We start from the raw sequence: 21956 nt of genomic DNA, 5'->3' as shown, positions 1-21956 counted from the left end.
CCACCGTCTACAAGCCCATTATTGAAAAATTGGCCAACTGCTGGCGGCCATCACTCTGACGCGGTCGCGGTTAGAAGTTCAATCACTTGGCAAGTGGCTCAGCGGACCAGCCAGACGCTCTGCGCAATTGCACAACCGATCCGGACTTCCCGATGCAGCACTTGTTATTCAACTTGCACAACGTAGCCGCTTTTGAGCACGAAAAATTCAAAACCCGGGGAAACCCGGATGCCAACTCGCCTTGAATTCATATATCATTCATTCACTTTCAGTGAGGAGTCCCATATGAGCATTGTTCCCGTCAAAGGCGAAGACGTCCAGGGTGCCGAAGTGGCCTGGTTCGCCCCCTTGTGTTCCGATGATTTTCGCCACCTGGGCGTGCCCGAAGGTGATTTGCGCAGCAACTGGGCCAACACCAGCCGCATTGTCGAGCGCGCTGATGAATTGGGCTACCGCAACATCCTGTGCCCCTCCTCCTACCAAGTCGGCCAGGACACCTTGACCTTTGCCGCCGCTGTGGCCCACAAAACCAAGCGCATGAACCTGCTGGCAGCCATCCGCTGCGGCGAAACCCACCCGGCCATGCTGGCACGCACCGTGGCCACACTGGACCACATTCTGGAAGGACGCCTCACGCTCAACGTCATCTCGTCCGACTTTCCGGGTCAACAAGAAGACAGCGCGTACCGCTACCGCCGCTCATGGGAAGTGGTCGAAATCCTCAAGCAAGCCTGGACCCAGGACGAAATCAATTACGACGGCGAGATCTACAAACTCAAGGGCCTGTCTACCGACCCGGTACGCCCCTACCAGACCAACGGTGGACCCTTGCTGTATTTCGGTGGTTACAGCCCCGATGCCCTGGCCCTGTGCGGTGCGCATTGCGACACCTATTTGATGTGGCCCGAGCCCAAAGATGTGTTGGCCCAGCGCATGCGCGATGTGCACGCCCAAGCCGAAAAGCATGGCCGCTTGCTCGACTACGGCCTGCGGGTGCACATGATCGTGCGTGACACACAAGCCGAGGCGCGGGAATACGCGGCCGAACTGGTGTCGCAGCTGGACGACGAAAAGGGCCGCGAAATCCGCCGCCGGGCCCTGGACGCCACCAGCTTGGGCGTGTCGCTGCAAAGCGCCAACCGCGACCGCGCCGATGACGAAGGCTACATTGAGCCCCACCTGTGGACCGGCGTGGGGCGTGCCCGAAGCGGCTGCGGCGCAGCCTTGGTGGGCAGCGTGGACCAGGTGCTCAGCGAAATCGAGGCTTACCAGAAGATGGGCATTCGGGCCTTCATTTTTTCCGGTTACCCCCACCTGCAGGAATGCGAAATCTTCGGCACCAAAGTGTTGCCGCAGCTCAAAACCGTGTCCCTCGCCCAAGAATATGGCCGTGTTCCGGCCCAAACACCGCCCACACCCCTGGGCACAGGAGTTCGCAAATGAGTTCAAACGATATCGGCCGCATCACGCTGCCCAACGGCCGCAGCCTCAGCCGCATGGCCTATGGCGTGTGGCGTCTGTCCGAAGCCGCAGATCATTCGGTCAACGCCAACCTGGCGCGCATTGACGCCTGTCTGGCGCAAGGCATCACCACCTTTGACCATGCCGACATCTACGGCAATTACAGCTGCGAAGCATTGTTTGGTCAGGCCATCAAAGCCCGCCCCAGCCTGAAAGACCAAATAGAGATCGTCACCAAGACCGACATCATGCTGTTGTCGGACAAATGGCCGGACACCCGTGTCAAGCACTACGACACCAGCCCTGCACATGTCACCGCCAGTGTCGAGCGCTCGCTCAGCCGCATCGGCGTGGACGTGATCGACCTGCTTTTGATCCACCGCCCCGACCCCCTGATGGACGCACAAGCCCTGGGCGCGTGTCTGGACGGCCTGATCGACAGCGGCAAGCTGCGCGGCGTAGGCGTGTCCAATTTCATGCCCTGGGACGTGGATTTGTTGCAGTCATGCATGAAGCACAAGCTGCAAACCAACCAGATCGAGCTGGGCTTGCTGAACCCTGCCCCCTTCATCAACGGCCAACTGGCCCATGCCCAGCAGCACCGCATGCCGGTGATGGCCTGGTCCCCTCTGGGCGGCGGCCGCCTGCATTCGCAAGCGGGCACGCCTGGCACCGCGGCAGCACGCCTGGCCCCCAAGCTGGCCGAGCTGGCCCAAGCTGCAGGCACCGACACCACCGCCGTGGCCATGGCTTGGTTGATGCACCACCCGGTGCAGGTCTTGCCTGTCATGGGCACCAACCAGATCGAGCGCATCGAGCGTTTTGCCGATGCCGCCCGCGTGCCCATGGACCGCCAGACCTGGTACGAACTGTACGAATTGGCCAACGGCCACGAAGTGCCCTGATGGGCCAAGGCCTGCCCACCCCCCTGTTGGGGGGCGCAGCACAAGCTCTTTTTTTTCCCAAAATTTGACCCCGACTGTTTGAAAGTACCCATGCGCCACATGCCCGATGCCATGCCTGCCGCCGCTCAAGCCCCCTCGTCCGACCCGGCCGAATACCGCAAAGCCTTGTCCTGTTTTGCCACCGGGGTGACGGTGGTCACCTCCCACTGGCAAGGCAGCGACTGGGGCATGACCTGCAACTCCTTTTCGTCCGTCTCGTTGGAGCCCCGGCTGGTGTTGTGGAGCATCCGCAAAGCAGCCAGCAGCCTGGACGCCTTCACCCGCTCGGGCGGCTTCACGGTCAATGTCTTGTCCAGCGAGCAAGAAGCACTGGCCAAACAGTTCGCCACGGGAGACATGGCCGCACGCTTTGCCGGAGTGCCCACCACACGCCAAGACAGCCAGCGCCAACGTTTGAATGCGGCCGTAGCCTGGTTTGACTGCGAACTCCACCAACTGGTGGATGCGGGCGACCACCACATCGTGATCGGCCAGGTGCAAAGCTTCGGCTGGCAAGACGACGCCAGCGCCCTGACCTTCTGGCGCAGCCGCTTTGGCCAATTCGAGGCACTGCCTGCATGATCCCACTTTGGTTGTTGTTTGTACTGGTGGGCGCCGCTGGCGGCTTCACCGCAGGTTTGTTTGGTGTGGGCGGTGGCCTGGTCATCGTGCCCACGCTCTACTTTCTTTGGCACACCGACCCGGTGCTGGGCCCCGAAGTCATGCACTTTGCAGTGGCCACCTCGCTGGCCTGCATTGTCGTCACCTCATTGACCAGTTCCTGGACCCATTGGCGCGCCAAACGCCTGCAATTTGATCGCCTGCATTGGCTGGCCTTGGCCGTGAGCCTGGGCTCGATCACAGCGGTCTGGCTGGCCAACTGGCTGCCATCGCAATGGCTCAAACTGGGTTTTGGCATGTTTGCACTGAGCACCTGCCTGAGCTTGCTGCGCCCCAAAAAAGAATCTCTCGTCAAACCCATCCCCCAGCGCAACGAACTTTTGGGTGCCGGCGCTTTCATTGGCCACCTGTCGACTTTGTTGGGCGTCAGCGGCGGCGCCATGACCGTGCCTTACCTGGTGCTGCGCGGTGTGGACATGCGCCAGGCCGTGGTGGTCAGCTCGGCCGTGGCCATCCCCATCTCGCTGATCGGCGCGGTGGGTCTGGGACTGAGCGGCCCCAACGGCCCGCAGACCTGGGGCTATGTGCACGGCCCCGCGTTTGTGGGCATCAGCCTGGTCAGCATCCTGTTTGCCAACTGGGGGGCACGCTTGTCCCAGCGCATGGACAAACGCAAACTGCAAATGGCCTTCGCCGGGTTTTTGGCGCTGGTGGCCGCCCACATGCTGCTGTTTTGAGCGGGGCACTCACGCGCTGAGCGCATGGGGCAAAGCAGCCAGAAACGGGTGCGCCGCCTCGTACTGCACCCAGTGCCCTGCCCCCGGTACCACCTGCCAGTGGCCCCAATGACGGGCCATGTGGGGCATAGCCGCCGCCAACTCCCACAAGCGCCCCCGGTAGAGCGCATCGTGCTCGCCAAAAATCGCGCTCACCCGTGCAGACAACTGCGGCAAAGTCCGCGCCACGATGTCGGTCGATGACAAACGCCTGCGCGGCATGCGGTCGCGCTGCACATTGGCCGTGTGCAGGTGCAAGGCCAAATCGTCCAAGGCCTCGGGGGCGTGCAGCATGAGGGCCAAGAGGTTGTGGCGGTGCACGGCGTCCTGCGCTTCGGGCGTGGCCAAATGCCGCCAACCTTTGAGTGGGATGCGATCGGGCACCGTCAGGCCCATGCCAGGCGCGCCCACCAGAACCAAATGCGTGGCGTCTTGGGGGTGCGCGGCCAACCACAAGACCCCGGCCATGCCCCCAAAAGAAAAACCTGCCACGCTCACCGGTCCGGCGCACAGCCCAGCAGCTTGCAATTGCTGCAGACCCGCATGCAAGTGCGGGGGCAAGTCGTCCACGTCGGTGCAGCCCTCTGGCAAGTCCGAGTCGCCAAAACCCGGCAAGTCGGGCACCAGCACGCGCCAGCCCCCATCGCGCAGGGGGGCAATGCAGCGCAGCCAATGGGTCCAGCTGCCACTGCCGCCATGCAACAGGACCAACGTTGGCGCAGCGACATGCCCCCACGCATGCCAGACCATGCGGGCCGATGCCCAAGAGGTCTCGTGGCGCTCGGCCCCGGCCAAAGCCAGGGCCCATTCGGGCGGCAAAAAATCAGGCAAAACAGCAATGGACATAAGGCGGGAGGGCGTCAAAAAAAGTTGATGGTGGTTGAACAACAGGGTTAGCGCCAAGCACTCGGCCATGCCAACAAGCTCGAAGCTGACGGCCTCGCCGAATCAGCCGGGCACCTGGAGCTTGGGGTGTTGTAAACGCCAGACCTTCCATGCCGCGGCGGTGGCCACGGCGCTGGTGGCGATGCTGGCCACAAACACGCTTTGCAGTCCCCAGCGCTCACTGAGCAAACCGCCCAGCAAAGCCCCGATCACCCCCGGAAAGCCATAGGCCACCACGGTGTACAGCGCCTGCCCGCGTCCGCGCAAGCGGCCCGGAAAATGGTGCGAAATCATGGCGATGCAGACCGTGTGGTGTGTGGCAAAGGTGATGGCATGCAGCGTTTGCGCCAAAAGCAAAATCCACAGCACATCGGCCCAGGCGGCCGTCATGCCCATGCGCAGCAGCATCACCGCCGAGCATGCGACCAGCCAGCCGGTCAAGGGCACGCGCGGCAGCCAACGCGACTGGGTGAAAAACCAGACCACTTCCACCGCCACCGACAGCGCCCACAGCACGCCGATCATGGTCTTGCTGTAACCCAAAGAATCCAGGTAAAGCGAGAAGAAAACGTAGATGCCAATGTGCGAAAGCACATGGAAAAACGTGGACGCAAAAAACCATTGGACCGGTTTTTGCCGCAGCACGGGCATGACCGACACATGCTCGCGCACCTGGTGCGCCGCCTCCTTGATGTCGGGCATCCACCACACGCTCAGCAGTACGGCAGCCAGGCTGAACACCGTCCAGCCCGGGAAATGCTTCATGCCAAAGGCTTCAAACCAGGCCCCGGCCAAAAACACCGTGACCAGAAAACCCATGGACCCCCACAGCCGCACCCGGCCATAACGCTTGGTGTCAAACGCACCATTTTGGCTGACCAGGTGCGCCATGGCCGCCTCGCTCATGGGCATCATGGCGCTGGTGTGGGTGAACATCAGCAGCAACACCAGGCCCAAACCCACAGGGCCCCAGTCCCAAAACAGCAGGCAAGCCGTGGCAAATGCCACCCCTGCCCCGATGCGCAGCAGCTTGACCCGCTCGCCCGTGCGGTCGCTGATGGCACCCCAGGCATAAGGTGCAAACAAGCGGGTGGTGGCCTGCACGGCCGTGAGCACGCTGATGGTGAGCAGGCTCAGGCCCATGTCCTGCAGCCACAGCGGCAAATAGGGGTTGAAAAAACCAATGTGCGCGAAGTAACTGGCCGACAGCGCGGCAAAGGGCATGAGCTGACGGCGTGGCGTCATCCCTTAAGACTTGGCGGCAGCAATGGGCGGCAAATCGTGCGCCACATCGCCGCATTGGGCGCGGTGCTGCAAGGCGTGTTCCATGACCACCAAGGCCAGCATGGCCTCGGCAATTGGGGTGGCGCGAATGCCCACACACGGGTCGTGACGGCCTTTGGTGATGACCTCGGTGGGCTGGCCTGCTGAATCAATCGATTCACGGGCGATCAGGATGGAACTGGTCGGCTTGATGGCGATCGACACCTCAATGTCTTGCCCGGTGCTGATGCCGCCGAGCACACCGCCCGCGTTGTTGCCCACAAAGCCGCCCGGCGTGAGCGCGTCACCTGCGGTGCTGCCCTTTTGCGTGACGCAGCCAAAGCCCGCGCCGATCTCCACACCCTTGACGGCATTGATGCCCATCATGGCGTACGCAATGTCGGCGTCGATCTTGTCAAACAGCGGCTGGCCCAGGCCCACGGGCATGCCACGCGCCACCACGCGCAGGCGCGCACCACACGAGTCGCCCGACTTGCGCAGCGCGTTCATGTAGTCCTCCAGCGCCGACACATCGGGCACCGGGGCAAAAAACGGGTTGTTCGGCACATGGTCCCAGCTCTCAAAACCAATCGGCACGTCACCGATTTGGGTCATGCAGCCCACAAAGGTGGTGCCAAATTGTTCTTTGAGCCACTTCTTGGCCACCGCACCCGCAGCCACCATGGGGGCCGTCAGGCGCGCCGACGAGCGGCCGCCGCCCCGTGGGTCACGCAGGCCGTATTTGCGCCAATAGGTGTAATCGGCATGGCCCGGGCGGAAGGTCTGCAGGATGTCGCCGTAGTCCTTGCTGCGCTGGTCGGTGTTGTTGATCAGCAGGCAAATCGGGGTGCCGGTCGTCAGTCCTTGGTAGACGCCCGAGAGGATTTGTACCGCGTCGGGCTCGTTGCGCTGGGTGACGAATTTGCTGGTGCCCGGACGGCGTCGGTCCAGGTCGGGCTGGATGTCGGCCTCGGAAAGCGGCATGCCCGGGGGGCAGCCGTCAATCACGCAGCCAATGGCCGGGCCGTGGGATTCACCAAAGTTGGTGACCGAGAAAAGTTGTCCGAAGGTATTGCCGCTCATAGCTTCTATTATCACTGAGGGGAATGACCTGTTCTATGTTAGAGCTCGAAAGTGGCTTCTAAAGATGTGGAAGTGTTCATCACATGATCTGACGTCTTACCAGCACCAAGTTTCCGATTGGCTGATCTGAACACTCAAGTCGTTATGCCTTTGAAAACATGCTAAAGCCATTTCTAGCTGGTCGAATGTTGCGCAAGTAGAGAAGTAAGGCCATAGGCACCATAGGCACCATAGGCAGCAGCGTAAAAGTAGTCAAAATCAGCTAACATTGATATGAATTTAAAAGAGCTAAAAAGATGACCATCATTAAAAACTATGGATTTCTCTGGGATCGGAAACACTTCTTTCGAGGAGCTGGCAACATTTCTGGCCACATGCTGGGCTGGGCGAAGGGAAAAAAAGAGCTACTTGTCGATTTTAGAAAACAAATTGGTGTTTATGTTCTTTATGACAAAAACCAAAAAATCGTCTACGTAGGTCAAGCCGGAAACGGTAATGCGACTTTATTTGGGCGACTAAGAACTCATGAGAAAGATGCGCTCTGGAACAGGTGGGAATATTTCACGTGGATTGGGTTCAAGGAAGTAAACAACGATGGAACTCTCAGCGCTCAGCAAAGAGTCAAGTCAATGGTATCTGGGCTTAGTTATTCTGCAGCACTCAATGAAATTGAAGGTATCTTAATTGAAGTGATCGAACCTAAACTGAATAAACGATCTGGTAATTTAAAAAAAGCTGTCGAATATTTTCAACACACCGAACAAGAAGTGACGATGGCTGATCTTAAATCAATTCTAAATTCTTTAAAAAAATAATTGCAAAATAAATTAATTTACAAATTTATTAATGACACAAAAACCTCTCGAAATTAAAATACTCAATTAATTTAAAAAAGGAAAATATCTTGAAAAAATTTATTACCGTCTGCGCCCTTTTTTTTGGATTTACAACCAATGCAGCCACTCCCTTCGAAATCATAGATTTTTACCAAACAAAAAACCCAAGATTAAGTATCGAAAGCATCTGTAACGCCTTAAAGAATGATATTGAGAATCGTAAAGGGAATTTATTCGTAGTATCCAAAAATGGCTGGTCTGTTTCCGAATCCGAGGCGGCACTAAAAGAATGCCACAACCAAAGAATTACGGCCATTCCGCCAAGTCAACTCAAAAAAGTTATTGATCGGGAGTCAAAACGATGTGATGACCTACGAAACAAGGCAAACTCCAACTTTAACTCGCTTGCTATAACGCTTGGTCGGAAAGCTGATGCGGAAGCTGCTTACGCCAAATGCGAGGTAGAACTTCTTGCACATTTAGCAGAAATGAAAAAAACTCTTGCTGATTACGAGGCGGAAAAAGCACAAAAGGCTGCTGACTCCAAGGCTCATATTGATGCAAAAAATGAAAGTACTGAACTTCCTAATTTACCTCTCGCGTACTACAAAAAAGACCAAGCTCAAGCATATATGGCAGCAATGAACAAGGTAGTTGTTGCCGAGGTTTTGTCCCGCTCTTCATTCCGTCCGTTTCTTTCCGCTGGCAAGGGGGGACTGATCAACAGCTGGACACTCAACCTTAATGCTCCACGCAACATTTACGCACACGCCTTACGTATTCAATGCTTTCAGACAATTGCTGGAAATGAAAAACGTGTCGAAGTACGTGTAGGTGAAAAGGGCAGTGACACATACACAGGTCAACTCAACACTGGCGTTAATCAGATAATGGTAGATGTTTGGTTTGTTGATGACGAAACCTTCCCCGTCAGTAATTTAATTGAGAATGTCCGTTGTGTTGCATCCAATCTAGTCCACTCCAGTCAGTTTTCTTCTGAGAAATAAACCATCAAAATAACAATATTTTAATAATTATTAATTCATGAAAAAAATCAAACAGATCATTTATAAAGCTATATTGAGCCTGTTCGTTTAGTCATAAAGTAAACAACAGTAAGCCCTCTGGAAGTAGGCCTAAACGCATACCAATACCCCGCCCCACATATGGGGGGCACGGGACGCAATGGCCAACTCAGCGCTCGCCCAGCGATTGGTTCAAGGTCTTGATCACAGGCTTGGACAGGTATTTGAGCACCGTGTTGGAGCCGGTTTTGATCTCCACCATGCTGGTCATGCCCGGCTGGATGTCGAGCTTTTGGTCAGGGCGACCACTGAACTTGCGCCCGTCGGTCTTGACCTGCACCCGGTAGTACGGCTGCTCGCCTTGCTGCACGTTCAGGTTTTCGCTCAGGGTGTCGGGGCTGATGTAGGACAAGGTGCCGCTCAGGTCACCATAGATGGTGTAGTCATAAGCATCGATCTTGACCGTGGCCTTCATGCCGGTTTTGATGAAAGCGATGTCGGCCGGGCTGACCTTGGCCTCGATCACCAGGTCTTCTTCCAAGGGCACGATCTGCATGACTTCTTCCCCGGGGCGGATGACACCGCCGCGCGTGGTCACACGCACGTTCTTCACAATGCCATGCAAGGGCGCACGCAACTCGGTCTGCGTCAGCTGGTCCTTGCGCTGGGCCATGATCTGCTCCACCCCCGCCAGGTCCTCCAGGGCTTTGCTCAGTTCGGCCTGCGTGTCCTGAAAATACTTGTTTTTGCGGTTGGTGATCTGGGATTGCGTGTCGGCAATTTGCCGCTCCAGGCGTAACACCTCGGTGGCACTCACGTCGCCGGTTTTGAGCAGGGGCCGCGTCATGTTCAGCTCCTTTTGCACAATGGCTTTGATGTTTTCATAGGACTGCAACTCTTCTTTGATGGCCGATTGCCGCTTTTTGAACAGCATGGTTTGCGTATCGCGGAACTCGGGGTAGGCCTTGGCTTCGGGTGGAAACCGCGGCTCGCGCCCCAACACCTCGGCTTGCAAACGGGCCACCGTGATGGCCAGGCCTGCGGCCTTGGCACGGGTTTCCAGGTAACTGGACTGCTGGCGGGTGCCGTCAATCTTGACCAGAACCTGGTCACGCTGGACCACATCGCCCTCGCGCACCATCATCTCTTCAATCACCCCGCCGTCCTGAGACTGGATGATTTGCGATCGGGCACTGGAAATCACCGAGCCCGGTGCGCGGGTAATCTGGTCGATTTCGGCAAAATAAGCCCAGCCAAAAAACACCCCACAGGTCAGGAACAAGGACCACAGCGCCCAGCGCGATCCGCTGAGTGCACCTCTCAAGTCCTCGCGCTGGTGGTCGGGGTCAGAGGGGCCAAAAAACCAGAAAATTTTCATGCCAAAACTCCTGCGGCAGGTGCGGGCGAGGCTGTGGCCGTCTGGGTGCTGGCACTGGGTTGGCGCAAGCGGTTCAGGACCTCATCACGCGGCCCATCAAGGACAACACGGCCTTTGTCGACCACCACAATCCGGCTGACATAAGACAAGACCGAAGGTTTGTGCGTGACCACGACAATGGACGATTCAGTGGGCATATTTTCAAACAGGTGTTGCATCACGCGGTTTTCAAGTTTGGCATCCATGGAGGCGGTGGGTTCATCGAGCAGCAAGACTTTGGGCATGGCCAGCAGCATGCGGGTCAGGCCCACCAACTGGCGTTGCCCCCCCGACAAACCGCGCCCGCCTTCGGCAATGCTCAACTCCAGGCCCTGGGGGTGGTTTTGAATCACCTGATCCAGCCCGGTCATGGCCGCGGCTTTGAAGATCTGGCTGTCGCTGGGCAGGGGCAAGCCCAAGGTCAGGTTGTGCCGCAATGACCCATTGAACAAGCGCACGTCCTGCGGCAGATAACCCACATGCTCGCGCACAAATTCGGGTGCCAGATGCACCATGTCCACCTGATCAAGGTAAACCTGCCCCGAGGTGGGCTTGAACAGCCCCGACAGCAGTTTGATCAATGTGGTCTTGCCCGAACCCACCGAGCCCAGGATGGCGATGCGCTCACCCGGGGCGATGCTCAACTGGGGCACCTCCAGACCGGGCAGGTCCTTGGCATAGGAAAAATGGGCCTTGTTCAGACGGATCTCGCCTCGGCACAACTCCGGCACCACCAGGCGCTCGCTGTGCTCGCGCTCACTGGGCATGGCCATGATGCCGTTGAGCGATTTCAGCGCGATCTTGGCGTGCTGCCACTGCACGATCAGGCCAGGCAGTTGCGCCACGGGCGTCAAGGCCCGGCCCGAGATGATCGAGCAAGCGATCAAGCCGCCCATGGTCAAGTGCCCGGCATTGATGGCATAGGCCCCTGCGGCGATCATGCCCGCATAGCTCAGTTGCTGGATGGTTTGCGTCAGGTTGCTCGACAAGGTGGAGAACTGGCGCATTTTCAGCTCGCTGTCAGCCATGGTCGAGGTCATGCTGCGCCAGCGGTCCAGCATCTTCCACTCGGCATTGGCGGCCTTGACCGATTCGATGCCGTCGATGGCCTCGATCAGCAAGCCGTTTTTTTCGTTGGACTCCTTCATGTGAAGCCCTGTGTATTTTTCGATCGAGCCGCGAAATGCCATGCCCGCCAACACCGCCAAGGGCACCGCCACCAAGGGCACCAGGGCCACAGGTCCGGCAATGATGGCGATCACACCCACAAACAAAATGGCAAAGGGCAAGTCGGCCATGATGAACAGGCTCGACGAGGTCAGAAAATTGCGCACCGATTCGAAATGCCGGATTTGTGAGGCAAACGTGCCCACGGTGTTGGGCCGCGCGTCCATGCGGATGTCCAGCGCTTTGCCGAAAAACACCGCCGACAACTCCTGGTCGATCGCTTTGCAGGCGCGGTCCACCATGAAGGCCCGCACCTGTTTGAGCACCAACTCCATCACGATGGCAATGACCACACCAATGGTCAACACCCACAAGGTGGAATAGCCCTTGGTCGGGATCACCCGGTCGTAGACCTGCATCGAGTAGAGCGCCGCCACCAGCCCCACCAGGCTGATCACGCAGGTGGCCACCACGGCCTCCAGGAACACCGAGCGGTAGCGCCGAATCGAGGTGGCAAACCAGTCGGTCGCACTCAAGGCACGGTGCCCCGACTCCCCCGGGCGGGCGGGCATGATGCTCAGCTTCAACAAACGGCCCTGACGCGCATCGGCCATGGGCAATACGCAGGGGTTGCCCTCCGGGTCCTGACAGGTCAGGCGGTGACGGCCGGAGCCACCGCGCACCAGCAAGACCTGCTCGCCCTCGGAGCCCACCCAAAGCAGCGGAAAATCAGCAGGCTTGAGGTTTTTGGGCTCGACCGCATGGATGTGCGCGGTGGGAAAGCGTCCCAGCCACCAGGCCTTGAGGCGCTCTTCGCGGCTGAGGTGGTCCACCATCAGGCCGTCGGTGGTGCGCGACATCATGCCAAAGCGGTGCGCGGGCACTGCCTGGCCCAAGAGGCCCGCCAAACGCGACAAAACCACCGCCAGGTTGCGGTCCAGCATCATGCTGGAAGCGCTGTCGTGTTCAGTCATGGATTTGGCCGAGCGCTTGGGTGTTCATGGGCCCGGTCAGCAGCATCACACGCAGCTGCAGCGACTGTGTGCTGGAAGACACATCGAGAGCGCTGTAATGGGCCTGGGCGCTCTCGCGCAGGGCGTTGAGCACATCCAGCCAGTTTTTCTTGCCAATCTGGTACTGGCGCAAATAAGAGGCCACCACATCTTCGGTGGCCGTGACCAGCAAGCGGGCGGGTTCGACCTGTCGGGCCAGGGCATCGAGGTCGGCCAAAGCCGTGCGCACCTGCTGCTCGAGCTGGCGCTCAAACACCACGGTGTTTTGCAGGCTGTTTTCCAGGCGCGAACGCGCTGCGGCTGCCGCGCTGCGGGCCGACAAACCTGGGCCAGGCGAAAACTGCAGCGACAAATACGTGCGGTTGGGCAGCGCTGCATTGTCTTGGCCGCCTATATTCTGCCGATGGGCCAAGGCCACCGTCGGGTACAGACCTGCTTGAGCCATGTCGATTTGCGCTTGTGCAAGCTCTTGCTGGGTGCGCCAGCGCAGCAACTCGGACGAGTGGGTTTTACTCGCCTCGATGGCCACGCCAACGTCCTGCTGAGGCAGGGCCAAGCGGGTGGGCGCTTTCAAAGCCGTGTGGGGCTCGCCCACGAGCTGCTGCAGGGCCAGCTGCGCCGTTTGCAAGGAACGGCCAAACTGGATGCGCTCGGACACGGCTTGCTGTAAACGCGCAGAAGCCAACACCTGATCCGTCAAGGGGCTGATCTCGGCCACCACGCGGCGCTGGATCAACTCCAGCAGCTTGCGGTGCTCGTCCTCGGTTTTGCGGGCCACGTCCAGACGTTGGTGCCAGCGCAGCACTTCGAAAAACTGCTGCCCCGCTTGCTGCATCAGGCTGGTGCGGGTTTCCTGCAGACTGGCCTCGGCCAGCGTCAGCTGGGCTTGTGCCAGACGGTTTTGGGCATCAATCTTGCCGCCCGCCCACAGCGGTTGCTGCACCAGCAAGGCCGCTTGAGGTCGACCACCAGCGGCTGTGGCTTCGGTGCTCACGGTCGGATACCTCAACCATTTGGCTGTTTCCAGATCGGCCTGTGCGGCTTGCACCTCGGCCAGTTTGGCTTTCACGCTGGGGTGGTGGGTGGCAGCAAGGCTCAGGGCATCGGCCAGCCGTAACTCGGTGGCCATAGAAATCGAAGGCCAGCCCCCCAGCAGGGCCGCAAACACCAGACTGGTTTGCCAAACTTTGCGATGGGTCATTTGAGTAAAAATCACTTTTCAGTGTTTTATTAGTTTAGTACTCAAATATTATTGCACGAGAATACCCAATAAGCAGTAAAAAAATGCCCGCTGTCATCGAGACAACGGGCACACAAGGACTGGGGTCCTCAACCGCTGCTTGCTCACCCAGGGGTGGTGAACACCAAGACGGCGAAGCGGTTCAGTTGGCGGCCGTGGTGCTTTCCTGTCCAGGCCAGTCGCGGATGTAGGCCTTGAGCATCTTATTCTCGAAGTCCTGGCTTTCCACCACGGCTTTGGCCACATCGTAAAAGCTGATCACACCCATCAAGGTCGTCCCATCCATGATGGGCATGTAGCGGGCGTGGCGCTCAAGCATGATGCGGCGCACCTCGTCCAGATCGGTGTCGCTGCTGCAGGTCAGCGGCTGAGCGTCCATGGCGTCTTGCACCGTGGTCTGGCCCACCTGGCCGCCGTTTTTGACCACCTGCTGGATCACCTCGCGAAACGTCAGCATGCCCGCCAACTGGCCATGGGACATGACCACCAAAGAGCCGATGTCTTTTTCGGCCATGGCATTGAGGGCTGAAGCCAAGCGCTCATCGGGATTGACCGTGAACAGGGTGCTGCCCTTGACACGCAAAATATCACTGACTTTCATGGTGTGCCTCCTCTGGCGGATGTGTGACTGTCGACGATTTAATATAGCCCACAATGTCCGCCGTGCACAGCGATTCGCACACGCAGGCCTTTTCTTTTTTCGGAGACTCCCATGGCTGGTTACAGCGATCCCGGTTTTGACACTTTGGCCCTGCACGCAGGCGCAGCCCCCGACCCGACCACAGGCGCACGCGCCGTGCCCATCCATCTGACCACTTCTTTCGTGTTTGAATCCAGCGACCAGGCCGCGGCGCTGTTCAACCTCGAGCGCCCGGGCCACGTCTACAGCCGCATCAGCAACCCCACCAACGCGGTGCTGGAGCAGCGCATCTCAGCCCTCGAAGGCGGCATCGGGGCCATCACCACATCGAGCGGGCAGGCAGCCTTGCATCTGGCCATCGCCACGCTGATGGGCGCAGGCTCGCACATCGTGGCCTCAAGCGCTTTGTACGGCGGCTCACACAACCTGCTGCACTACACCTTGAGCCGCTTTGGCATCCGCACCACTTTTGTGAAACCCGGCGACTTGGACGCCTGGCGGGCCGCTGTGCAGCCCGACACCAAACTCTTTTTTGGCGAAACCGTGGGCAACCCCGGCATGGACGTGCTGGACATCGAGGCCGTGAGCGCCATCGCCCACGAAACGGGCGTGCCACTGCTGGTGGACTCCACCCTCACCTCGCCCTGGCTCATCAAGCCTTTTGACCACGGGGCCGATCTGGTCTACCACTCGGCCACCAAGTTCTTGTCGGGCCACGGCACGGTGGTGGGCGGCGTGGTGGTCGATGGCGGCAGTTTTGACTGGGACCAATCGGGCAAATTTGCCGAACTGAGCCAAGCCTATGAAGGCTTTCACAATATGGTGTTCAGCGAAGAAAGCACCGTGGGCGCCTTCTTGCTGCGTGCACGGCGCGAGGGCCTGCGCGACTTTGGTGCCTGCATGAGCCCGCACACCGCCTGGCTGATTTTGCAAGGCATCGAAACCCTGCCGCTGCGCATGGCCCGGCACATGGAGAACACCGCCAAAGTGGTCGAGTTTCTGGCCGCGCACCCGCTCGTCAGCCGCGTGGGACACCCCTTGCTGGAGAGCCACCCCTCGCACGCTTTGGCGCAAAAGCTCCTGCCACGCGGCGCAGGCTCGGTGTTCAGCTTCGACATCAAAGGCAGCCGCGCCCAAGGCCAAAAGTTCATCGAGACCCTCAAGGTCTTCAGCCACCTGGCCAATGTGGGCGACTGCCGAAGCCTGGTGATCCACCCGGCCAGCACCACGCATTTCCGCATGACAGACGAAGCACTGGCCGCTGGCGGCATCGGCCCGGGCACGATTCGGCTGTCGATTGGTCTGGAAGACCCAGCCGACCTGATCGACGACCTGAAAAAGGCGCTCAAGGCCGCAGAAAAGGCCTGAGCGCCATGCAGATCCGCGCCTACCAAAGTTCTGACGAAGCTGCCGTGGTGGCTTTGTGGCAAAGCTGCGATCTGACACGCCCCTGGAACGATCCCCACAAGGACATCGCCCGAAAGTTGCAAGTGCGCCCGGACCTGTTTTTGGTGGGCGAAGTGCAGGGCCGCTTGATGGCCAGCGCCATGTTCGGCTACGAAGGCCATCGCGGCTGGGTGAACTACCTGGCCGTCTCGCCGGACCACCAAAGACAAGGCCACGCCAAGGCCATGATGCAGCATGGCGAAGCCCTGTTGCTGGCCTCGGGCTGCCCCAAAATCAATTTGCAAGTGCGCGCCAGCAACGCCCAAGTGCTGGCTTTTTACGAATCGCTGGGTTACCGCGACGACCAAGTCGTCAGCATGGGCAAACGCCTGATCCCGGACCTTTGAACCTCGACCCACCATGCACATTCCACTGCCCACCCACACGCTCTACGCTTATACCGGCGGCAAGCCCTTCAACCCCGCGCAGCCTACCGCCGTGTTCATCCACGGCGTGCTCAACGACCACAGCGTCTGGATTTTGCAAACCCGCTACATGGCCCACCACGGCTGGAACGTGCTGGCGATTGACCTGCCCGGGCACTGCAAAAGCGAAGGCACACCGCCGCAAAGCGTGGAAGAAGCGGCCGACACCGTCATCGCCCTGCTCGATGCGCTGAAGATTGAAAAAGCCGCGCTGATCGGCCACAGCTTTGGCTCGCTCATCGCCCTGGAAGCAGCGGCCCGCGACACGCAAGCCCACCCCGGGCGCGTGAGCCACCTGGTCATGGTGGGAACGGCCTACCCGATGCGCGTGTCGCCTGCCTTGCTTGATCTGTCGGTCAGCGCACCCTTCAAGGCGATTGACATGGTCAACAGCTTTTCGCACTCCACGCTGGCACCGCCCCCTTCAGCCTTGGGCCCCGGCACCTGGCTGTATGGCGGCAGCAAGGCGCTCATGCGCCGCGTATTGGCAAGCAACACGCAGGTCAACGTGTTCCACACCGGCTTCAAGGCCTGCGACGACTACCGTGGTGCAGAAGCCGCCATGCCGCAAGTGGCCTGCCCCACCCTGTTTGTGCTGGGCAACGCCGACCAGATGACGCCGCCCAAAGCGGCGCAAAGCCTGATTGACCTGTGCAAGGAGCCCAAGGTGGTCAAGCTGCCCGCCGGCCATTCGCTCATGACCGAAGCCCCCGAGGGCGTCTTGCAGGCGCTCAAAGATTTTTTAAAACCGTGAGCGTGACAACCCTTCGCGCACAGCGGTACGCGCCTACAACATGAACTCACTGGCTGCCCACATCACCCCGCCCTTGTCGGCTGAAAGGGCCCGCGAGTTGGCCCAAGGCCTGGACCTGCGGGCCTTGCCGCGCGACTTTCTGGACAACCCGTACCCGGTCTACGCCGCGCTGCGCGAAGCCGAGCCCTTCAAGCGCATGCCCGACGGCTCGTACTTCCTCACGCGCCACGCCGATCTGGTGGCGGTGTACCGCGACGCCAAGGTCTTCAGCTCTGACAAGCAGGTTGAATTCGGCCCCAAATACAACCACGCGCCTTTCAACCAGCCACCCTACGCCACAGCAAGCGGTGTCTCCCCGCTGTTTGAGCACCACACGAGCAGCCTGGTCTTCAACGACCCACCCCTGCACACCCGGGTGCGCCGCTTGATCAGGGGCGCACTGACCCGCCGCGCGATTGAAGCCATGGAGCCGGGCCTGGTGCTGCTGGTGGACAGCCTGCTGGACAAGATCGAGGCGCAAGGCGGTGGCGACCTGATCGAAGACTTTGCATCGGCCATTCCGGTCGAGATCATCGGCAACTTGCTGGGCGTACCGCACGCCGAGCGCGAACCGCTGCGCGGCTGGTCGCTGGCCATTTTGGGGGCGCTGGAGCCCGCCCTGAGCCCTGAGCAGGAAGAGCGGGGCCACCGCAGCGTGAGCGAGTTTCTGGCCTATCTGCGCCAGTTGGTGGCGGATCGGCGATTGCATCCGGGTGACCCGGAGCACGACGTGCTGACCCGCTTGATCCAGGGTGAGGAAAATGGAGAAGCCCTGAGCGAAGTCGAGCTGCTGCAAAACTGCGTGTTCCTGCTCAATGCAGGGCATGAAACCACCACCAACCTGATTGGCAACGCGCTCATCAGCCTGCAGGAATGGCCTGAGCAGCGCGAACGACTCAAAGCCGACCTGAAGCAAGCCGCCAGCGATGAAGAACGTGATCAGATCATGGGGCTGGCCGTGGACGAGTTTTTGCGCTTTGAATCGTCCAACCAACTGAGCAACCGCCGCGCGGTTCAGGCCACACAGGTCAACGGCGTCGACTTGCCTGCGGGCGCACTGGTCACGCTGTGCATTGGCGCAGCCAACCGCGACCCTGCCGTTTACGACAACCCCGAACAGCTGGACCTGCGCCGCACTGGCAACAAGCATCTGGCCTTTGGCTTTGGCGTGCACCAGTGCGCGGGCCTGAGCCTGGCGCGACTGGAGGGCCGCATCGCGATTGGTCGCTTTTTGCAGCGCTTTCCCAATTACCAGCTCACGCAAGCGCCCCAGCGCGGCGGCCGGGCACGGTTTCGCGGCTTCTTGCACGCGCCGTTTTCGATCCAATAAACACCAGGAGACAAGCCATGAACACCACCGAAACACAAACGCCTCAGCACAACAGCTTTGCCGAGTTCTACCCCTTTTATTTGAGCGAGCACAGTGACCGGACCTGCCGCCGCATGCATTTTGTGGGCAGTACGCTGAGCCTGATGTGTCTGGCGATGTTGGCCGTGACTGGCAAACCGCAGTACTTTTTGTATGCCCTGCTTTGTGGTTACGGCTGCGCCTGGATCGGGCATTTTGTGTTCGAGAAAAACAAACCCGCCAGCTTCAAACGCCCGCTCTACAGCTTCATGGGCGACTGGGTCATGTACCGCGACATGTGGCGCGGTCGTGTGAGTTTTTGAGCGATCCGGCCCCGAACCGCCCCATCAAAGCGCGCGCGCCGGGGGCAGCAACTGCGCCACCCGGATTTGGTCCAACCCGGTTTTCACCCACAACGGGTCTGCTGCCGACCCGCGCAACACCAGCAAGCGGTCGGCCAGAGGGGCGACGCTGGCCTGGGCCGGGTCGATCAGCAACACCTGCCGGGCCTGGCCTTGGTCGTTTTGCTCGGTCAGGCGCCCTACCCAGTCGAGCCCTTGCAAGACCACCAAAACGTGCTGCAACTCGCCCAGCTCCACACGCAAGCGGGCAGCCAAAGCCCCGGCACTCCAGCCCCGCTGCTCCGTCATCTTGGCGGCATTCAACTCGGCCAGCACCTCCAGGGCCAGCCTGAAGGACCAGCCAGCCCCCTCAGGTTTTCGCCACTGCTCGCGCCCCAGCTCCGGCAAACTGGACGCCAGCACCGCCCCCAGCAAAACCAGCAGCCAGGTCACATAAATCCAGACCAGCAAAATCGGCACCGCCGCAAAGGCCCCGTAGACCAGCGAATAGGTGGGCACTTCCAGCAAATAGAAGGCCATGCCTTTTTTGGCCAGCTCCAGCGAAGCGGCGACCAGGAAACCAGCGGTGATGGCATGGCGCCAACGCACCCGGGTGTAAGGCACATAAAAGTAAAGGCCGCTCACGCAGGCGGTGAGCAAGAAAAACTCAAAACTGTCGAGCAACCACCGCACTGATCCCGGCAAGGCATCCACCACATCGCGCGACGCCGTGACCACATACGAGGTGATGGCCAAGCTGCCACCCAGAAGCAGGGGCCCCAGCGTGATGGCCGACCAATAAAGCAAGACCCGTTGGGGCAAGGGCCGCTGGCGTTGCACCCGCCAGATTTGGCCCAGGGTGCGCTCGATGGTCACCATCAGGAACACGGCCGACAAGAGCACCGCCACCAAACCCGCCGTGCCCAAGCGGCTGGCCTTGCGCGAAAACTGCGTCAAATAGCTCAGCACCTGGCGGGCAATGCTCTCGGGCACCAGGCTTTCGATCAGCCAGCGCTGGATCGTGTCCTGGAACTTGCCAAACACCGGAAAAGCCGAAAACACCGCCAGGCCCAGCGCAAACAAGGGCACCAAGGCCAACACGGTGGTGAAGGTGAGCGAGCTGGCACTGACGCCCAATCGCGCGTCGCGAAAGCGTTCGGCCAGAACGCCGCCCATCTGACGCCAGGGAAACACCGACAGCTCCTGCCACCACAAACGGGTGTGCTCGCTCAGGCCGGTCTTGGACAAGGTTGATTGCATGCCCGGTATGATGCCACCGCAATGAATCAGAACTCCGATATACCCCCTCTTTCTCCTCAAGACGCCTCCCCCGCCGGCTTGGACATGACACGCTGGCTGGCCGTGAGCAGCCTGCTCGGCCTGATCGCGCTGGGCCTGGCCTGGGAAATCTGGCTGGCCCCGCTGCGCGAAGGCGGCTCTTGGTGGGCCATCAAGGTGCTGCCTTTGTGCATCCCGGTGGCGGGTTTGCTCAAAAACCGCATGTACACCTACCGCTGGGTCAGCCTGCTGGTGTGGCTGTACTTCACCGAAGGCGTGGTCCGCGCCTGGAGTGATGCCTGGCCGTCTTCGGGATGGGCCGCGCTGCAAACGCTGCTGTGCACCACCTTGTTCGTGGCCTGCGCTTTGCATGTGCGCATCCGCTTCAAGGCCGCCAAAGCCACGGGTAACTTTGTGCCTGTGCCCCGCGACTGATCTTTTGCACAACGCGCAGTCATTGGTGCCCGTCTTTCCACCTTGCTTCTTCTCATGACCACCCTGACCTCGCCCCAAACCGATCTGATCGGCCAACTGCGCGCCATCTGCGGCACGGCCAACGTGCTGACCCACGAAGACCCCAGCGCCGACCTGAGCCCCTGGGAACAAGACTGGCGCAAGCGCGTGCATGGCCGCGCCCTGGCCGTGGTTCGACCCGGCGACACGGCGCAAGTGGCTGCTGTGGTCAAGGCCTGCGCCGCAACCGGCACATCCATCGTGCCCCAAGGGGGCAACACCGGGCTGGTGGTAGGCAGCGTGCCCGATGCCTCGGGCACCCAAATCGTGCTGAGCATGGCCCGCATGAACGCGGTGCGCGCCATCGATCCGGCCAACCTCACCATCACGGTCGAAGCCGGTTGTGTGTTGCAAAACCTGCAAGCCGCTGCAGAAAACGCCGGATTTTTGTTCCCCTTGAGTCTGGGCGCCGAAGGCAGCTGCACCATTGGCGGGAACCTTGGCACCAACGCTGGCGGCACGCAAGTCGTGCGCTACGGCAACACCCGCGAGTTATGTTTGGGCCTGGAAGTCGTTACGGCGCAAGGCGAGGTCTGGCACGGCTTGAGCGGCCTGCGCAAAGACAACACGGGTTACGACCTGCGCAACCTGATGATCGGCAGCGAAGGCACGCTGGGCATCATCACCGCCGCCACCTTGAAGCTCTACCCCCAACCCGCCGCACAACTGACCGCTTGGGCCGCCGTGCCCAGCATGGAAGCGGCCGTGCAACTGCTGGGCCTGGCCCACCAGCGCCTGGGCCCGGGCCTCACGGGCTTTGAGGTCATGAACCAGTTTTCGCTCAGCCTGGTGGACAAGCATTACCCGCAGCTGCGTGTGCCCCTGTGGCAAGGCACCCCTTGGTGTGTGTTGCTGGAAAACTCCGACAGCGAAAACGAACAACATGCCCGCAGCCAATTTGAAGCCCTGCTCGAAGCGGCCATGGACAGTGGCTGCGTGCGCGATGCCATCGTCGCCGAAAGCCTCTCGCAAGCGCGGGGCCTGTGGCACATCCGTGAAAGCATCACCTTGGCCCAGGTGCAAGAAGGCCTGAACATCAAGCACGACATCAGCATCCCGGTCTCGCGCATCCCGGACTTTGTGGCCGAGACCGACGCCTTGCTGGCGCGTGAAGTGCCGGGCGTGCGCATGGTCGACTTTGGGCACCTGGGCGACGGCAACCTGCACTACAACGTGCAAGCGCCTGAGGGTGGTGACGGCAAAGCCTTCTTGCGCGACTTCGAAGACAAGGTCAATACGCTGGTGTTTGACCAGGTCAAGCGCTTTGGTGGCTCGATCAGCGCCGAGCACGGTGTGGGCGAACTCAAAGCGGGCAAGCTGCCGCACTACAAAGACCCCACGGCACTGGCCATGATGCGGGCCGTGAAAAAAGCGCTGGACCCCAAAAACATCCTCAACCCGGGTCGCGTACTGACCTGATGCGTCAACATTTAAACTCCAG

Annotated in this window: 21 protein-coding genes; 13 read left to right on the top strand and 8 right to left on the bottom strand. The window is 60.1% G+C overall.

All coding sequences use genetic code 11. From position 1 onward, the window contains the following. Window positions 1-285 precede the first annotated feature (285 nt). The 4 genes from QZ190_RS02385 (at window position 286) to QZ190_RS02370 (ending at window position 3763) form a co-directional block, all read left to right on the top strand. On the top strand, window positions 286-1443 hold the full coding sequence (locus tag QZ190_RS02385) for an LLM class flavin-dependent oxidoreductase (RefSeq protein ID WP_291913071.1): 1158 nt from the start codon (window positions 286-288) through the stop codon (window positions 1441-1443). After that, window positions 1440-2366: an aldo/keto reductase family oxidoreductase gene (locus QZ190_RS02380; protein ID WP_291913069.1), complete on the top strand. Its 927-nt coding sequence runs from the start codon at window positions 1440-1442 to the stop codon at window positions 2364-2366. Before QZ190_RS02385 ends, QZ190_RS02380 begins: the two co-directional genes overlap by 4 nt. Before the next feature lie 90 nt (window positions 2367-2456). Continuing rightward, entirely contained in the window at window positions 2457-2987 is a 531-nt protein-coding gene (locus tag QZ190_RS02375) for a flavin reductase family protein (protein WP_291913066.1), read from the top strand. Beyond that, window positions 2984-3763 (top strand): sulfite exporter TauE/SafE family protein, encoded by a 780-nt coding sequence (locus QZ190_RS02370; RefSeq protein WP_291913064.1) that lies wholly within the window; start codon window positions 2984-2986, stop codon window positions 3761-3763. The genes QZ190_RS02375 and QZ190_RS02370 overlap by 4 nt, the downstream gene beginning before the upstream one ends. 9 nt (window positions 3764-3772) lie before the next feature. On the opposite strand, the gene QZ190_RS02365 is transcribed toward QZ190_RS02370, so the two are convergent. The 3 genes from QZ190_RS02365 to aroC form a co-directional block, all read right to left on the bottom strand. Further along, a complete protein-coding gene (locus QZ190_RS02365) occupies window positions 3773-4648 on the bottom strand; it encodes an alpha/beta hydrolase (protein WP_291913061.1) in 876 nt (291 codons plus the stop codon). A 102-nt stretch (window positions 4649-4750) separates the two neighbouring features. After that, a complete protein-coding gene (locus QZ190_RS02360) occupies window positions 4751-5932 on the bottom strand; it encodes an MFS transporter (protein WP_291913059.1) in 1182 nt (393 codons plus the stop codon). 3 nt (window positions 5933-5935) lie between these two features. Continuing rightward, window positions 5936-7033, bottom strand: a complete 1098-nt coding sequence (gene aroC / locus QZ190_RS02355; RefSeq protein WP_291913057.1) for a chorismate synthase — start codon at window positions 7031-7033, stop codon at window positions 5936-5938. 296 nt (window positions 7034-7329) lie between these two features. Between aroC and QZ190_RS02350 the strand changes: the two genes are divergently transcribed. Both QZ190_RS02350 and QZ190_RS02345 read left to right on the top strand, forming a co-directional pair. Further along, entirely contained in the window at window positions 7330-7848 is a 519-nt protein-coding gene (locus tag QZ190_RS02350) for a GIY-YIG nuclease family protein (protein ID WP_291913056.1), read from the top strand. 89 nt (window positions 7849-7937) lie between these two features. After that, a complete protein-coding gene (locus QZ190_RS02345; RefSeq protein WP_291913055.1) occupies window positions 7938-8876 on the top strand; it encodes a hypothetical protein in 939 nt (312 codons plus the stop codon). A 187-nt stretch (window positions 8877-9063) separates the two neighbouring features. Here QZ190_RS02345 and QZ190_RS02340 read toward each other — a convergent pair whose 3' ends face one another. The 4 genes from QZ190_RS02340 to QZ190_RS02325 all read right to left on the bottom strand — a co-directional run bounded on the left by QZ190_RS02340 (window position 9064) and on the right by QZ190_RS02325 (window position 14332). Next, on the bottom strand, window positions 9064-10272 hold the full coding sequence (locus tag QZ190_RS02340) for an HlyD family type I secretion periplasmic adaptor subunit (RefSeq protein ID WP_291913053.1): 1209 nt from the start codon (window positions 10270-10272) through the stop codon (window positions 9064-9066). After that, window positions 10269-12452 carry a type I secretion system permease/ATPase gene (locus QZ190_RS02335; RefSeq protein WP_291913051.1) on the bottom strand — a complete coding sequence of 728 codons (2184 nt, stop codon included), beginning with the start codon at window positions 12450-12452 and terminating at the stop codon, window positions 10269-10271. Before QZ190_RS02335 ends, QZ190_RS02340 begins: the two co-directional genes overlap by 4 nt. Then, window positions 12445-13692: a TolC family protein gene (locus QZ190_RS02330; protein WP_291913050.1), complete on the bottom strand. Its 1248-nt coding sequence runs from the start codon at window positions 13690-13692 to the stop codon at window positions 12445-12447. Before QZ190_RS02330 ends, QZ190_RS02335 begins: the two co-directional genes overlap by 8 nt. A 181-nt stretch (window positions 13693-13873) precedes the next feature. After that, window positions 13874-14332: a CBS domain-containing protein gene (locus tag QZ190_RS02325; RefSeq protein WP_291913049.1), complete on the bottom strand. Its 459-nt coding sequence runs from the start codon at window positions 14330-14332 to the stop codon at window positions 13874-13876. 111 nt (window positions 14333-14443) lie between these two features. Between QZ190_RS02325 and QZ190_RS02320 the strand changes: the two genes are divergently transcribed. The 5 genes from QZ190_RS02320 to QZ190_RS02300 are packed head-to-tail and all read left to right on the top strand — an operon-like array spanning window position 14444 to window position 18706. Further along, window positions 14444-15739, top strand: coding sequence for an O-acetylhomoserine aminocarboxypropyltransferase (locus QZ190_RS02320; protein ID WP_291913048.1), 1296 nt, complete (start codon window positions 14444-14446; stop codon window positions 15737-15739). Between the two features lie 5 nt (window positions 15740-15744). Next, window positions 15745-16164 (top strand): GNAT family acetyltransferase, encoded by a 420-nt coding sequence (locus tag QZ190_RS02315; protein ID WP_291913047.1) that lies wholly within the window; start codon window positions 15745-15747, stop codon window positions 16162-16164. A gap of 13 nt (window positions 16165-16177) precedes the next feature. Beyond that, complete coding sequence (locus QZ190_RS02310; RefSeq protein WP_291913046.1) at window positions 16178-16996, top strand: alpha/beta hydrolase; 819 nt, start codon at window positions 16178-16180, stop codon at window positions 16994-16996. Window positions 16997-17036: 40 nt separating this feature from the next. Beyond that, complete coding sequence (locus tag QZ190_RS02305; protein WP_291913045.1) at window positions 17037-18365, top strand: cytochrome P450; 1329 nt, start codon at window positions 17037-17039, stop codon at window positions 18363-18365. A gap of 17 nt (window positions 18366-18382) precedes the next feature. Then, entirely contained in the window at window positions 18383-18706 is a 324-nt protein-coding gene (locus QZ190_RS02300; protein WP_291913044.1) for a DUF962 domain-containing protein, read from the top strand. Between the two features lie 24 nt (window positions 18707-18730). Here QZ190_RS02300 and QZ190_RS02295 read toward each other — a convergent pair whose 3' ends face one another. After that, window positions 18731-19984 (bottom strand): YihY family inner membrane protein, encoded by a 1254-nt coding sequence (locus QZ190_RS02295; RefSeq protein WP_291913043.1) that lies wholly within the window; start codon window positions 19982-19984, stop codon window positions 18731-18733. 21 nt (window positions 19985-20005) lie between these two features. Between QZ190_RS02295 and QZ190_RS02290 the strand changes: the two genes are divergently transcribed. Then, window positions 20006-20437, top strand: coding sequence for a DUF2069 domain-containing protein (locus QZ190_RS02290; protein WP_346308572.1), 432 nt, complete (start codon window positions 20006-20008; stop codon window positions 20435-20437). Window positions 20438-20491: 54 nt separating this feature from the next. After that, complete coding sequence (locus QZ190_RS02285) at window positions 20492-21934, top strand: FAD-binding oxidoreductase (RefSeq protein WP_291913040.1); 1443 nt, start codon at window positions 20492-20494, stop codon at window positions 21932-21934. The last annotated feature ends 22 nt before the right edge of the window (window positions 21935-21956 follow it).

The organism is Limnohabitans sp. (genome assembly GCF_017848645.1).
Classification (GTDB): Bacteria; Pseudomonadota; Gammaproteobacteria; order Burkholderiales; family Burkholderiaceae_C; genus Limnohabitans_A.
The sequence above is the reverse complement of the archived record's forward strand: the minus strand, read 5'-3'. Positions and strand labels throughout refer to the sequence as shown.

Bases quoted from the DNA above. Each gene is read 5' to 3' on its own strand.
- QZ190_RS02320 (WP_291913048.1), top strand. From the start codon at position 14,444: ATGGCTGGTTACAGCGATCCCGGTTTTGACACTTTGGCCCTGCACGCA.
- QZ190_RS02295 (WP_291913043.1), bottom strand. From the start codon at position 19,984: ATGCAATCAACCTTGTCCAAGACCGGCCTGAGCGAGCACACCCGTTTG.
- QZ190_RS02350 (WP_291913056.1), top strand. From the start codon at position 7,330: ATGACCATCATTAAAAACTATGGATTTCTCTGGGATCGGAAACACTTC.
- QZ190_RS02385 (WP_291913071.1), top strand. From the start codon at position 286: ATGAGCATTGTTCCCGTCAAAGGCGAAGACGTCCAGGGTGCCGAAGTG.
- aroC (WP_291913057.1), bottom strand. From the start codon at position 7,033: ATGAGCGGCAATACCTTCGGACAACTTTTCTCGGTCACCAACTTTGGT.
- QZ190_RS02340 (WP_291913053.1), bottom strand. From the start codon at position 10,272: ATGAAAATTTTCTGGTTTTTTGGCCCCTCTGACCCCGACCACCAGCGC.
- QZ190_RS02325 (WP_291913049.1), bottom strand. From the start codon at position 14,332: ATGAAAGTCAGTGATATTTTGCGTGTCAAGGGCAGCACCCTGTTCACG.
- QZ190_RS02290 (WP_346308572.1), top strand. From the start codon at position 20,006: ATGAATCAGAACTCCGATATACCCCCTCTTTCTCCTCAAGACGCCTCC.
- QZ190_RS02380 (WP_291913069.1), top strand. From the start codon at position 1,440: ATGAGTTCAAACGATATCGGCCGCATCACGCTGCCCAACGGCCGCAGC.
- QZ190_RS02305 (WP_291913045.1), top strand. From the start codon at position 17,037: ATGAACTCACTGGCTGCCCACATCACCCCGCCCTTGTCGGCTGAAAGG.
- QZ190_RS02335 (WP_291913051.1), bottom strand. From the start codon at position 12,452: ATGACTGAACACGACAGCGCTTCCAGCATGATGCTGGACCGCAACCTG.
- QZ190_RS02300 (WP_291913044.1), top strand. From the start codon at position 18,383: ATGAACACCACCGAAACACAAACGCCTCAGCACAACAGCTTTGCCGAG.
- QZ190_RS02285 (WP_291913040.1), top strand. From the start codon at position 20,492: ATGACCACCCTGACCTCGCCCCAAACCGATCTGATCGGCCAACTGCGC.
- QZ190_RS02330 (WP_291913050.1), bottom strand. From the start codon at position 13,692: ATGACCCATCGCAAAGTTTGGCAAACCAGTCTGGTGTTTGCGGCCCTG.
- QZ190_RS02365 (WP_291913061.1), bottom strand. From the start codon at position 4,648: ATGTCCATTGCTGTTTTGCCTGATTTTTTGCCGCCCGAATGGGCCCTG.
- QZ190_RS02370 (WP_291913064.1), top strand. From the start codon at position 2,984: ATGATCCCACTTTGGTTGTTGTTTGTACTGGTGGGCGCCGCTGGCGGC.
- QZ190_RS02375 (WP_291913066.1), top strand. From the start codon at position 2,457: ATGCGCCACATGCCCGATGCCATGCCTGCCGCCGCTCAAGCCCCCTCG.
- QZ190_RS02315 (WP_291913047.1), top strand. From the start codon at position 15,745: ATGCAGATCCGCGCCTACCAAAGTTCTGACGAAGCTGCCGTGGTGGCT.
- QZ190_RS02310 (WP_291913046.1), top strand. From the start codon at position 16,178: ATGCACATTCCACTGCCCACCCACACGCTCTACGCTTATACCGGCGGC.
- QZ190_RS02360 (WP_291913059.1), bottom strand. From the start codon at position 5,932: ATGACGCCACGCCGTCAGCTCATGCCCTTTGCCGCGCTGTCGGCCAGT.